This window comes from Erysipelothrix inopinata, assembly GCF_014396165.1.
Taxonomy (GTDB): Bacteria; Bacillota_I; Bacilli_A; order Erysipelotrichales; family Erysipelotrichaceae; genus Erysipelothrix; species Erysipelothrix inopinata.
The window spans coordinates 738,261-752,221 of the sequence record NZ_CP060715.1; the positions used below are offsets into that span (position 1 = coordinate 738,261).

Annotated in this window: 13 protein-coding genes; 12 read left to right on the plus strand and 1 reads right to left on the minus strand. The window is 32.9% G+C overall.

Translation table 11 applies throughout. The features are described from left to right. Positions 1-30: 30 nt before the first annotated feature. The 9 genes from H9L01_RS03585 to H9L01_RS03625 all read left to right on the plus strand — a co-directional run bounded on the left by H9L01_RS03585 (position 31) and on the right by H9L01_RS03625 (position 9,065). Complete coding sequence (locus H9L01_RS03585; RefSeq protein WP_187534657.1) at positions 31-564, plus strand: HNH endonuclease; 534 nt, start codon at positions 31-33, stop codon at positions 562-564. Further along, positions 551-1,927: a 23S rRNA (uracil(1939)-C(5))-methyltransferase RlmD gene (rlmD, locus tag H9L01_RS03590; protein ID WP_246449158.1), complete on the plus strand. Its 1,377-nt coding sequence runs from the start codon at positions 551-553 to the stop codon at positions 1,925-1,927. Before H9L01_RS03585 ends, rlmD (H9L01_RS03590) begins: the two co-directional genes overlap by 14 nt. A 127-nt stretch (positions 1,928-2,054) precedes the next feature. Next, positions 2,055-5,426, plus strand: a complete 3,372-nt coding sequence (locus tag H9L01_RS03595) for an NACHT domain-containing protein (protein ID WP_187534659.1) — start codon at positions 2,055-2,057, stop codon at positions 5,424-5,426. Between the two features lie 175 nt (positions 5,427-5,601). Next, on the plus strand, positions 5,602-6,177 hold the full coding sequence (locus H9L01_RS03600; protein WP_187534660.1) for a DUF6933 domain-containing protein: 576 nt from the start codon (positions 5,602-5,604) through the stop codon (positions 6,175-6,177). After that, positions 6,170-6,310 carry a hypothetical protein gene (locus H9L01_RS03605; RefSeq protein WP_187534661.1) on the plus strand — a complete coding sequence of 47 codons (141 nt, stop codon included), beginning with the start codon at positions 6,170-6,172 and terminating at the stop codon, positions 6,308-6,310. The genes H9L01_RS03600 and H9L01_RS03605 overlap by 8 nt, the downstream gene beginning before the upstream one ends. A gap of 21 nt (positions 6,311-6,331) precedes the next feature. After that, positions 6,332-6,814, plus strand: coding sequence for a hypothetical protein (locus H9L01_RS10660; RefSeq protein ID WP_223151042.1), 483 nt, complete (start codon positions 6,332-6,334; stop codon positions 6,812-6,814). A 61-nt stretch (positions 6,815-6,875) separates the two neighbouring features. Beyond that, on the plus strand, positions 6,876-8,279 hold the full coding sequence (gene rlmD, locus H9L01_RS03615) for a 23S rRNA (uracil(1939)-C(5))-methyltransferase RlmD (protein ID WP_187534662.1): 1,404 nt from the start codon (positions 6,876-6,878) through the stop codon (positions 8,277-8,279). Between the two features lie 22 nt (positions 8,280-8,301). Next, complete coding sequence (locus H9L01_RS03620) at positions 8,302-8,451, plus strand: hypothetical protein (protein ID WP_187534663.1); 150 nt, start codon at positions 8,302-8,304, stop codon at positions 8,449-8,451. Positions 8,452-8,555: 104 nt separating this feature from the next. After that, positions 8,556-9,065 (plus strand): GNAT family N-acetyltransferase, encoded by a 510-nt coding sequence (locus H9L01_RS03625; RefSeq protein ID WP_187534664.1) that lies wholly within the window; start codon positions 8,556-8,558, stop codon positions 9,063-9,065. Between the two features lie 322 nt (positions 9,066-9,387). Here H9L01_RS03625 and H9L01_RS03630 read toward each other — a convergent pair whose 3' ends face one another. After that, positions 9,388-10,785, minus strand: coding sequence for a UPF0236 family transposase-like protein (locus H9L01_RS03630; protein ID WP_187533310.1), 1,398 nt, complete (start codon positions 10,783-10,785; stop codon positions 9,388-9,390). A 199-nt stretch (positions 10,786-10,984) separates the two neighbouring features. Here H9L01_RS03630 and H9L01_RS03635 point away from each other — a divergent pair, with 199 nt between their 5' ends. From H9L01_RS03635 to rlmD (H9L01_RS03645), 3 genes are read left to right on the plus strand one after another with little or no spacing between them, the layout of a single operon-like run. Continuing rightward, positions 10,985-12,400: a DEAD/DEAH box helicase gene (locus H9L01_RS03635; protein ID WP_343062698.1), complete on the plus strand. Its 1,416-nt coding sequence runs from the start codon at positions 10,985-10,987 to the stop codon at positions 12,398-12,400. 3 nt (positions 12,401-12,403) lie between these two features. After that, positions 12,404-12,607 carry a YwbE family protein gene (locus H9L01_RS03640; RefSeq protein ID WP_187534665.1) on the plus strand — a complete coding sequence of 68 codons (204 nt, stop codon included), beginning with the start codon at positions 12,404-12,406 and terminating at the stop codon, positions 12,605-12,607. 17 nt (positions 12,608-12,624) lie between these two features. Continuing rightward, a complete protein-coding gene (gene rlmD, locus H9L01_RS03645; protein ID WP_187534666.1) occupies positions 12,625-13,956 on the plus strand; it encodes a 23S rRNA (uracil(1939)-C(5))-methyltransferase RlmD in 1,332 nt (443 codons plus the stop codon). Positions 13,957-13,961 lie beyond the last annotated feature (5 nt).

Consider the following 13,961-nt stretch of genomic DNA (forward strand, 5'->3'; position numbering starts at 1 on the left):
TTGGTACAATAGAAATGAATTGAGGTAACTATGACAAAGAGAATTCTAACAACCAAACAAGAAATTGCGGATTATTGGAAAGATGCGATTGATACCAATCAAACAAACGTTACCTACAAAAATGCTACTTCACATTGTTGGCGATGTGGTGTTAAAAAACGTTTGGATCGTTGTCATATTCGCGCTTTTTCTCTTGGAGGAAAAGACGAGCCAGGAAATTTTATTCTACTTTGCAAACATTGTCATATTGATAATCCCAATGTTGAAGACATCAGTATTATCTGGGATTGGCTCCATGCTTATAAATTCGACGATGAGAAACCTTATTGGTATCATCAAGGTGTACGGGAATATGAATACATTTATAATGAGAGTATAGAGAGTCATTTATCTCGATATCATATTGAGATTAGAGAACAATTTGATAAACTTCTAGAAGAAACATTGAAAGATGTCGCGCACCACTTCGGACAACCAAGAAACAACCGAGCTACTGTTGCAGGAGCTATAAAAATAACATTAAATAAATTGGATGAAATTGAGGATAATTATGAACAAAAATGAACATTACCAAGTTGAGATAATCGACTTAACTTACGAAGGATTTGGAGTTGCGAAAGTGGACGGTTTTCCTGTTTTTATTGAGAATACGATTCCAGGAGAAGTTGTGGATATCACTATTTTGAAAGTAACAAAGCGCTTTGCATTTGGTAAAGTACTTTCGTGGACTAAAGAATCAAAAGCACGTGTCGAAATCACAGATGCAGTGGGAACTCGAACAGGAACGATGCCACTTCAGCATCTATCCTATAGTGAACAACTTAAGTTCAAAAAAGATTTAGTCATTAAGACATTATCGAAGGAAGTAAGCTTAGAAAATGTGATCATCCATGATACGTTAGGAATGGAAAATCCATGGAACTATCGAAATAAAGCACAGATTCCTGTTAGAGAAATTAATGGTCAATTGGAAACGGGGTTTTATAAAAAGGCCTCTCACGATCTAATTCCGATTGAAAACTATCACATTCAAGATTCTAAAATTGATGAAGCAATCATTATTGTTAGAGATATTCTTAGAAAACATAACATTAAGGCCTACGATGAAGAACATCACCGTGGTAACATTCGTCATATCATAGTGAGACGTAGTGAAGCAACAAACGAAATAATGATTATCCTCGTTACAAAGGAGTCAAAAAAACTCTCAATAAATATTGTGGAAGAAATTACCAAGGAAATACCCGAGTGCATAAGTATTGTCCAAAACATTAATGAGAAACGCACTAATGTCATTATGGGTCAACAACAAATTCTACTATACGGAGAAGATCGTTATCATGATATTCTATTAGGAAAGACTTTCTCAATTTCTTCAAGATCCTTCTTCCAAGTAAATACGAAACAAACCGAGGTTTTATATAGTAAGGCCATAGAATTGGCAGATATCAAACCAAATGAAACAGTTGTAGATGCCTATTGTGGAATTGGTAGTATCTCACTCAACCTTGCGGACCATGCGAAACATGTATATGCAATGGAAATTGTAGAAGATGCAATTGTCATGGCTAAAGACAATGCCGAAACTAATAATATTACTAATGTAACATTTGAAGCAGGAAAGGCTGAAGAAATCATGCCAAGATGGGTCAAAGAAGGGTTAAGTATTGATACTCTAGTAGTAGATCCACCACGTAAAGGATTAGATATCAATTTTATCGATGCTTCCGTTAAATCGAATCCAGAGCGAATTGTTTATGTTTCATGTAACCCGGCAACACTAGCCAGAGACTTGAAGTTATATCAAGAACGTGGATATGAACTTAAGGAAGTATGTCCTGTCGATATGTTTCCACAGACAGTACATGTTGAGTCGGTAGTCTTGTTGAGTAAAAATAATTTTAATGCTGTCAGTTTTAATTACTAAATCTAGTATGTATACTGAGGATATAAAAAGGTAATAATTGGGTATTCTAATAAAAAAACTAAAATTGTCTAATTAAATCAGTCAAAATGGTTGATTGAAAATATGGGAAAGGAAGTGATTTGTAAAAATGTGTCCAATAATACCAGAATACAAAGAACTAAATTCTCAGCAAGAAAGTCAAATGTGGAATACAATTTCATCGGATAAATATGATTGGGAGGATAATTACTTAGAAAAAAGATTGTTAGGTCTACTACCATCTGAGAGACATTTTTTTAATGACAGAAATCAACAACTATCAAAATCTCATCAAGAACAAAATCGTATTGTGGATGAGATAAATCAAAACATTGGAAGAATAAATCGAAATCTAAAGGAGAATTTCAATCAGTACGTTAGATCGGTAAGTAATCTATACTCAAAGTTGTATTCTTACAAAGACGTTAAAGAAGACTACTCAAACGAAGAAGTTATAAATGAAGCTTTAAAGTTTAATAAAGTATTTTTGATTACAGGTGTAGGTGGAATTGGTAAAAGTGAGTATATGTTTGAACTATCCCAAAAAATAAACGAGTATGGATTTGAGGTATTAACGGTTTATGGAAAGTATATTGAGCAGATATCAAGTGCAGTATTTAACGAAATTATAAAAATTTCAGAAGAGAAGAGATTTTTTCTTTTAGTTGATGCAATTAATGAATTAAGTGATGAAACAAGATTACAAGTTTTAGAGTTTATTGATAAAAACGAGGGAAATATGAATTTACGCATCATACTAACCTATAGAGATTATTCACTCCCTAAACACGAAATTGATTCCATAAAGTCAAAGGTAACTGATTTAGAAATTTTTAGTGGTGTTTCGAGCGAAGATGCGATTGAAAAGATATCTGAAAAGTACAATCTTGATTTAACTATGCACGAGCATTTTATTGTTAATAACAATCCATATCATTATTCACTAGCAATTAAAGTGCTGTCAAAAAATTTCTTAGTTAATCCAGACAGAAAACCTCTCATTAAAGGTACTCATCTTTATGAGAAGATGATTCAAATATCTTTAGGTAAACCAAGGTGGTCTCAGACAAAAAAAGTAATTATGGAAATGATTTCAATAAACAGTAAAGTTCTAACATTCACTCAGCTAAAAGAGATTTTAGGTGGTGAATTTAGTAGATATATAATTGAGATGGGACAGAAAAATTTCATTGTGACTTATAGTGATAAAGAAAATCAATACATTCTTTTTAAAAATGAATCTCTTTGCGACTATCTGATCGCAAGAAGTATTATGGGGAAAATTAAGGAACTCACTTCAGATGAAAGCGTTAAACTACTCAAGCAGCTATTAATCAATTTCCACTCGGTAAGTAGAGCCTTGATAATTATGATATTTGAAAAATGTGAAAATGAAATTAATGATGCATTGTTCATTATTATGGAGACTGGTTTGATTGAATCGTTAACTTTAGACATGTTTAACGAATTAGAATTAAGCGCAGAAAACATGAGAATAATTAAAGATAGGTTAACTCACAATATGACCGTGAAAGATTTAATCCGAGAAATTGGTGGATATCACTCAAATCCATTTAATTGTGTAAATCATATTAATATGCAATTGTTTGAAGATGCAAATAGTGTATATAGTTTGGAATATCAAAGATATGAAGTTAGCTCGATTCGTTCGAGACTTAAAATATGGATTAGAAGCATTGTTAGGTATGAATATTCAAGTATATATATAGAAGAAAAGTTCTGGTTTGCATTTTGGATAAGCTCATTACCTAACGGAAATATTAGATACTTAGCAAGAAAATTAATATTTGAAGTGGCAAAATTAAACAGTGAATATTGCGATGTTCTAATTGATTCATATTTTAGAGTGGAAGATGATTATATTAAAGAAGGAATAATTCATGTTCTCAGTTCTTTGGAAAAAGACAATAAAAAAATTGTTGAATTTTTTCAACAAATCAATAATGAAACCCTACTAAACATCAATTGCATTCAGTGGATTCAATTATATCTTTACGGATATAAGAGATTAACTAATGAAACTAAAATAGATATAAGTGAATTCAGAGATAAGCAAAATGATGATACAATATTCGATTTCCTATCAGTGGTTGGTTTTGATTTTAAGTACGATTACAGATTGCTAAATATGGACGTCTATAATATTGATAAATACAACATACATTTCAGAACACAGTTCTTAAGTGAAGATAAAGTGAAGATTAATAAAATACACCAAGAAGTTCATAAAAAGATGAGATTGAATGATCTTGATTTTTTAAAAAGATATGTATCAAATAATAAAGTAAAGGAGTACTATTCAGAAAGTGGAATTACTGAACAATTGGTAGACTCTTACGATATATATTTGTCTTGGCAGTATTTGTTTAAGTATTTTTTAAATAAATATCATATTGATCTACACGATATTGAGAAAAAAAGAGTTTTTGAGTCTGATATGAAAAATAATCTTTATAAAGCTTTAGATTTATCAATTTCTAATTTAGAAGGTTCTTTGGCATGTAATTATTACTTAAATACGTTTGACAAATATAACGAAAGAGAATTGTGTTTTGATTCATATGAAAACGATGTATATAATGAGTCAGTAGTTTTATACTATCCAATTAGTGTTTATAATGAAGAAATCGATAGTTTGGATAAAAAAATCATAAAAAAAATATATATACCTAAGATAAAAACAGATGAGTGGGCAGAAGATTTCAAATTATCTATCGCTAACTTCAGAGAATTAATAGCTCCCGTTAAGTTTAAAGGTGAAGAATGGAGGCTGATATATGGAAGTATTAAAAGAAGAGAAAAAGATAAAAAAAGCGGCAAATTAGTATGGAGTGATGAATATATACTAAACTTGGCGGTCGATGAAAAATATACACTTTCAAATAATCCTTCAAATGATAGAATGTATACCATAGAAACTCCGACGATTAATGATGATGTTATTAATATAAGTATATACGACACTTCAAGGACATGTAGTCTCAGAAGTACCAATGAGTTTAGAAATGAGTTTGTCGAAACAAATTTCAATGTTCCTTCGACTAGATTAGTAAAAATATTTGATCTTAAGTACAGCTTACATAATAACTCGTGGAAGAATAATAGTGGTGAGGATGTGATTCTTGTTAATAATAATAAAAGTTATTGGTATAATGATGGAATAACTGGGTCTTTGTTTATGAAAGATAAATATTTTAAGGTTCTTGAAAAAAAATGCAAATTGAAATATTTTGGTTTCTGTGAGCGTTTTTATGGCGATAAAGGATATAATAATGAATCAGCACTTCAAATTGAGTTATACTTGGATGGAACTGAAAATTACTATAAACATTATGAAAGGCCGAATAGAGATAAACCAAATCTTCCAAATAGTAAACAAAATAGACAGGAAGGCATCGATGATAACCAAATGGAAGAATATTATAAAAAATTAAATGATTTGGAGTATACAAATGAATAAGCTAAATGATCGAATTTAACTTGAATAATAAATTGAAAGCAAACAAAAAAGAAATTGCAGAGAAACGCCCTTATCTTTTTTGTGCATTCAATTCATGTGGAGACACTCGCATTACTTGCATCTATATTTTTATAGAAATAAACCAAAGTAGTAAATCTCAAGAGAGGTTATTATAATGATCATATACGTGACTAAAAAAACAGTTGATAGATTTAACATGGAAATAATGGAAACCTTAAGTGATAATTCAAAAGATGAAGCACAAAGAATAGTAAGTGCGGAAAGTTGCAATAAAATGCACGAATGGGGCACAAAGATATTCTATTTTGAAAAACGAAAGTGTATTCAACTCGTACATTTTGCAACGAAATTCACTCTTATATTAGTAGATATAAAGGTCTCCGATTTGGAACACTTGAGAGAGCTAATTCTTCATTATTTACTAACTTTATATACAAATGATGAGAAAATGCAGCTATGTATTTATCGAATGCTTTCTGAATGTCCTGAATTAGTCTATGCAAAGTTAACAGACAAACGAATCATTTCAACACTAAACCGGACACAACTCGATTTCTTATTGGATGGTTATAGATTGTATGACTACATTGAAAATGGTATTCTCGTAACTATGAAACTAAATGAAGATATGAATTTTAAGTGGTTGGTGACAGAAACTATTGAAAAGAAAACAGACTACTTTTTTGCAGGAGAAAAGTTCAAGGGGGTAATGATGGCTAATTATGGATGAGTACACTGATTTAAACATTGATAAAAAACCAAAAGAGACCTTGTTGAGTGAAATAAACAGTTATAAAAAAGAAATAGAAAATAATAAAATTTTATTAGAGAAACCAAATAAATATAGTGAAGATGAGTTCTGAAAAAGAATTATTGAGATAGAAATGTTAGCTGAGAAAATGCAAGATGCAATCGTTTCGTTTAAAAAAGCAGGCGGAATCTATGAACAATCAAAACTAGAACGAAAATCCTCAGAATTTGACAGAAATCTAAAGTATATTTATAAATTGATATTTTCAATCGGTGGATTCTTATCAGGATATAAAAATTATATAATTATAGTAGGCAAAGAAGAAGATTCGGATATTGAAGAAGGTGACTCTGAGAATAGAATACCTTTTGAAAACTCAATAGAAATAAAATCTTACAGAGACAAAGCATTTCTTGATGAATTAAAAGAAATAAAAATTGGTGAGTGGAGAAACAGTTACACTACCGAAAGATTTGGTTATACGATATACGATGGAACACAGTGGGAACTTGAAATATATTATTGCAATGCAAAGGGCCCAATTAGATTTTCAGGGAGTAACTCCTATCCCTATAATTTTAATAAATTTTTAGAATTGTTAAAAGAAGTAGAATAGTATAAATATCGGAAGAAATTAAAGTATAATTAAAAACGATTAAACAATTTGAGGTGATGTTATGAATAGAAACACATGCCCAACAGAAGTGTTGGAAGTCACAATCGATACGATTGAAGAAAATGGTTATGGGTATGCAAAATATACTCATGCACCTACAACAGGTTCACAAGGAAAAAGATTGAACCTCTTTATAAAAAATGTTGTACCTGGAGATGTCGTAAAAGTGACAGTTCCCAATGCACAAGGACGAAGAAAAGCTACTTTATCCTACGACGAACTTTTAAAACCAGGGCCAACTCGTAATCTGGATATTTCCACAGATGAATCTGTATCCGGTGGTGCACCTTTGCAGTATATGAAATATGAGAATCAACTTGAATTTAAAGAAAACATGGTTAAACATCATCTTGAAAATAATGGATTTGATACAAGTGTGGTTAAACCAATCATCGGCATGGAAAATCCATATCGTTATCGAAATAAGATGGAGCTAACATTTGGACCCAATGGTGAATTAGGAATGACACAACAAGGGAATTTCCGTAAGGTTATTGATTTGCAGGATTCATTACTGATGCCAGAAATTATGGTTGATGTGAAAAATGTTGTCAGTGAATGGCAGGAAAAGTACAAACTTTCGGGATATAATAAAGAAACAGAAGAAGGATTATTAAGAAATCTTATGATGCGTATGTCCTTTACAACGGATGAATTGATGTTGGTGTTTTATGCTACACAGTCTCCCGCAGCATACGAAGAAGAAGTAAGAGATCTTGTTGATTTACTGACAACGAAATTTGATAACCTCGTTAGTTTACAATGGATTGAACATGCTGAAGCTGTAGAACGTATTCAAGCTGACGCAATTCACATCCTCCATGGAAGAGATTATCTCGTTGATGTTCTTAATGGCTTTAAGTACCGCATTTGGCCCGATACGTTTTTTCAAGCTAATCCAGTTCAAGCTGAGAAGTTGGTTGAATTAGCATTGGAAATGGCAGAAGTTAATGATCAAATGAAAATGTTAGACCTCTTCTGTGGGGTTGGGACATTTAGTTTGCCTTTTGCTAAGAACAGTAAAGCTCTAGCAGGGATTGAAATTGTGGATAAATCAATTGAATCTGCAAGACGAAATGCTAAGGACAATGGACTGGAAAATACCTATTTTATGACAAGTGATGCGAGAAGTGGCCTTCCTAAATTGAAAGAAGAGTGGGGTCATCCTGATATACTATTACTCGATCCACCTCGTAGTGGTGCAGGGGGAAAAGTAATGAGAAGCATTGGACGTTTCGCAACTGACAAGATTATTTATGTTTCCTGTGCACCAAGAAGTTTAGCTGAAGATCTTGTATGGCTAAAGGAGTTTGGGTATAACATTGTGACTGTTCAACCAGTGGATCAGTTTCCACATACTGCACATGTAGAAACTGTAGTTCTGTTATCAAAGAATAATATGTAAACATAAATTTAAGGATAAGTTTATGAGCGTCCTAACAATAGCGAGTCAAAATTCTAAAGAAAGAGGTTACGATTACTATGTACGTGACCAAGTCCGCGAAGTTTTAAAATCAAATGAAACTGAAGCATATGCAGTTGTAAATGGTAGCGGCATGAATCTTTTTGACTTGTGAATATATATGAATGTGAATGAGTATTTTTAGATACGAAAGTTGTAATAATTATGAATCTTGTATCGACATCAATATAATAATATAAATGATATGGGAGAGTAGAAATGATCACATTGAAGAGTGTTAATGCAAATAATATTAATGACATAATTGAACTTGAAGTTAATGAAAATCAAGAGAAATTTCTTGAAACATCTGTTTTAAAAAGTATCGGAGATGCACTGGAGATGAATATGGATGGAACTCCAGCAGTCCCACTTGCAATATATAAAGATACAAAAATAATAGGGTTTATAATGTATATTTATGATGTTTTAGATCACGAAGATTTTCAAGGAAAAGAGTTCTACAACCAAAACACATATTTTATCTGGCATTTCGTAATTGATAAAAGATTCCAAGGATTAGGTTATGGTAGGGATACTCTAGTCGAGTTTGATAAACTAATTAAAACCTATCCTAACGGTCCGTCTGATAATATAGTTCTTTTCTTCCATTCTGATAACGAGATAGCAAGAAATCTTTACAGATTACTGGGGTATAAAGAAACATCAATTACAATGGACAATTCAACGATGTTAATAAAAAAATTGAATGAAACATTCACAGAGTGATTTATATATTGTGTATTGTGCGGTTTATGGAGATTGTTTTTATTCCAATCGATAATTCGGTAATAACGTACTGATTTTTTAAAATAGTGAAGTTGCTGAAAATATGATTGATTAATAATTTTAGTCAATTATACAAGTCCCAATCCGATTTAGTTTAATTAGCATCTAACAATCCAGGTTAATTAGTAATAGGTCGTCTAAATAATTTATTGATACTGCTCATGTTGAAACAGTGGTATTACTCGAAAAGCAGTAACGGGTTTCTGATTTAAGTGCAAATGTATTGTTAGTGTCAAATAAGTGGGGGAAAATAATGGTTTCTTTAATTTCTGCTGATATGTGCCTTAAGCCATCTTGAACTCGAGGATTTATCGTAAGCATTTCGTTGTTCGAACATCGAGAAGTCATATTTGGCTTCTTTTTGTTTTATACTTTTAGGATCTATTGAATCTAAATATAAGTTTCTAATATCGATATGGTTAAGGAATAAGTTTCTTAGATTAAGATAAGCATTTAAATTTTCTTTGCAGTATCCCTTAGGTCTATTTGAGTATATAGAAGCGAGATTATGACTGATAGCTGACTCCATACTACAACCTATTTTCAAGCCGTTGTAGCTGTACTGTATCGCAAGAGTATTGCGTAGTATATAATTACATTTTTCTTCTATTGTTTTTTGACGATTTGATTGTTCTGTACCATCTATCAAGGTTTGAATGATTTGATTAAAGGTTTCAGTATTTCCGTTAATTATATTGGAGGCGAGGATTTCTTTTGTAGGTTTATCTGTGGTGATATGATTAAGTGCTTGTTTAAAGTGAAACTTATCAAGGGCAAAGCTACTATGAGAAAATTCACGAGTTCCTGACTTAATCCATAAAGCACCATCTCCGAGTATGGTAATATTCTTGATTTTATCCATATCATACGTGATTGATAAGAGGTCATATACACTATTCCAGAAATTACTTTCAGTTCCTGAATAAACCATTTTATTAATCAATTGACGGCGCTTCTGAGGTCCTTTTATACCTTCAAAAATTACAGCTGACTTGACCATGACAGACTGAGATTCATTACGTTGCATATGAACATACTTTTCATCGGCCATGATGTATAAGTGACTTGGTGTAGGCTTAGGCTCACAAAGTTCAGACAGTGACGGCAAGGGACGTTTAACGGTATTATAAACTGTTTGTCTTGATATACGATAATGTTCACGATGCTGAGACGTTGAGAAAGAAGAAAAGATTCTGTCACCAATCTGCTCTCCGACTTTAATCATTGAATTTTGATTCGCAAAAGTCTCCACAATCATGCACTTTACGCATGGGTCATAGCGATCATATTTAGGTAAACCTAGTTTGCGATCGACATAGATAAAGGTTTTTCCTGTAGTCTTATCTTTGTAGATAGTTCGTTTAAACTTCACGACTCCAAATACAGTAATAAGGGTGCGTTCACGTGTTTGGTGAACATAGTAATCTCTTTTACGAAGTGCGGAATTCTTAAATTTTAAATCAAGAAGTTCAAAGTTTTGAACAAGATAGTCACAAGCAGCAATGCGAAGCCATTCTGAAGTATGTTCAATAAACTGAGAGTAATTACGGATCGTAAATTCTTGATTGGTAGGTTCTAAAAGGTAATTCGTTGATTCCTGGATAGACACAAATAAATTTTTTAAGGTGTTGGATAATTCAAATTGTGGTAAAATAGTCATGGCGATAGCTCACTTTCTAATAGTTTGTAGTAAAACCATTATAAGCGAGTTATCGCTTTTTGTATTCCCCCACCTATTTTACACAATCAAATGTATTATGTTAGTTTACTTATTAGGTGAAAACCGATAAAATAGTACTATCAATACATTCATTTACATATTTAGTTATATAAAAGAAGAGTGGAGACACTCTTTTATTATGGATATGATGTTAGAAACGGTAGAAAATATGAAATTTGAAGATTTAAAAATTAATGAGGAGCTACTAAGAGCCTTGAAGGAACAAGGTTATGAAGCCCCTACACCAATCCAAGAAGGAGCAATTCCTGCTGTTCTTGATGGTAGAGATGTCTTAGGATTAGCACAAACGGGTACGGGGAAAACTGCTGCCTTTGCAGTCCCAACGCTACAGATATTGGCACAAAATCCAAACCAAGCAAAGAAACGTAAAATTCGTGCATTGGTCCTAACACCTACGCGTGAACTTGGAACACAAATATACGAAAGTTATCGTGACTATGGGAAGCATTTACCGCTGACAACGACAGTTATCTTCGGTGGTGTTAACCAAGGGAAACAAGTTACCGCACTTCGTGCTGGTGTGGATGTATTAGTTGCTACACCGGGACGCTTGATTGATTTAATGAATCAAGGTCATGTAGATATATCTAAGATTGAAATATTCATTTTAGATGAAGCCGATCGTATGTTAGATATGGGATTCATTCATGATATTAAAAGAATCATGAAAATCGTTCCTCGTAAAAAACAAACATTGTTATTCTCTGCAACGATGCCAAAGGAAATTGAAGAGATCGTAAGCGAACTTCTTTACAATCCTGTGAAAGTATCCGTAACTCCGGTATCATCAACAGTTGATACCGTCAAGCAGACAGTACAATTTGTAGATCAAAAAAATAAAATAAACTTGCTCTCAAGATTCTTGAAGGAGAATCCTGGGTCATCAGTATTAGTGTTTACACGAACAAAACGTGGTGCTGACCGTGTCGTGAAAGATTTACAACGACGTCAAATATCAGCACTTGCCATTCATGGAAATAAATCGCAGAATGCACGCCAACGCGCCTTGAGTAGTTTTGAGGATTATGAAATTCAAGTACTTGTCGCAACAGATATCGCATCGCGTGGAATTGACATTAATGAATTGGGTTATGTTGTGAACTATGACATGCCAGATGTTCCTGAAACTTATGTTCACCGAATCGGTCGTACCGGTAGAGCAGGGCATGAAGGACACTCCATTTCATATGTTAACTATCAAGAAATTGAATTGTTGGAAGATATCGAGAAGTTAATTGGTAAAAACATAGAGGTTATCGACAATCCAGACTTCCCTCTAGTAGATAAAACGGAAAAAGTAAATAAGAGTAAAGCAAATCGCCACAAGAAGAAACAAGAATCAATTCAAACGAAATCGGACAGAAACGATTCAAAGACAAAAGACAATCGCCATAGAAAAAATAGACAAAAGAGTGAACCATGGCGTAAGTCAGAAGGAAAGAAATCAAATAATAAAAAATCTGGGGATAAAAAACCAGGCAATCGTACACAAAAAGCAAAACGAGAAGCGAATAAGAGAAAACGCAAGGGGTAGGTCATGGATCCAAAACAACGAAAAAATATTAAACCAGGACTTCATGTTCTTGTAGTACAGAAACAAGATCAACGTACCGGTGTTACTACTGAAGGTTATGTTGATAGACTGCTTACAAATTCACAGTATCATCCCCATGGAATTAAGGTAATGTTACAAAGTGGAATCGTAGGACGTGTTTGTGAAATCTTAGATGATCACAATTAGGGAAGAGAGAAATAAATATGAGTACAGTAACAAAGAATGAAAAATTAGAATTAGAATTTATTGATTTAACGTTTAAAGGAATGGGTGTTGCGAAAGTTGATGGTTTTCCTGTTTTTGTAGAGGGTGTCTTACCAGGGGAAAAAGCTGTCGTTAAAATCGATCGAGTTACAAGCCGTTACGCATTTGGAGAACTTGTTGAACTTAAATCACGTTCTTCTGAACGTGTTGAAGTAAAAGCAAAACATCAATCACTTACGAGCATTGCTCCATTACAACATATTTCATATGAAAAACAACTTGAATTTAAAACTAAACTTGTGAAAGATGCACTATCAAAAGAAGGATTTACAGATGTTGAAGTACGTGAAACCATGGCATCACCACTTGATTGGCATTATCGTAATAAGACAGTAATTCCTGTACGAAGTATCGATAAGAAAATGGTTACGGGCATTCTTGATAGAAAAACGCGTCACCTTGTTCCTGTTGATAACTTTAAGATGAACAATGAAGGTATCGATGAAATTGTCACAAAGGTTAAAGATATCCTTGTTGAATTTAATGAGAAACCTTATGATCAACGTACGCATACTGGAAACATTCGTCATATTATTGTACGTAAGGGATTTTACACTGATGAAGTCATGATTACAATTGTGACACGTTCAAAGAGCCTTTTCCCAGTTTCAAAAATTGTACCTGCAATTATTGATGCAATTCCAAATACTGTAAGCATTATTCATAATGTTAATGGCGCGAAAACAGCACAAGTTATGGGTGATTTATCCGAAGTCATTTATGGAGAGTCCTTTATCGTTGAACGCATTTTAGATGAATCATTCCTTGTTCCATCCACATCTTTCTTGCGTGCAAATACGCTTCAATCAGAAGCTATGATTAATACTATTTTCGGGTTGTTGAATCTGGAAGGTAACGAATCAGTTGTTGATGTTAATTCAAGCGTTGGAATCCTTTCAATTCTCATGGCTGATAAAGTTAAACGAATTGTTGGTATCGATGTTGTGGATGATAATGTCGAAATTGCTGAAGTTAATGCGGAAAATAATGGCGTTTCAAACGTTAAGTTTGTCCAAGGACATCCTGGAAATGTGAATGAGTTGATTGAATTTTCGCCTCAGGTAGTGGTTGTTGATTCACCTCGTGAAACAGTTGAAAACATTGCAGCCTTAAATTCAGACAAAATTGTTTATATAGGCGGAGATATCGCAAAAATGACACAAGATTTAGGATGCTTTATTGAATCAGGTTATAAACTTGAAGTCGTACAACCTGTAGATATGGCTCCTCAAACAACACAAGTCGAATCCATTTGCCTCTTATCTAAGTAAATTAA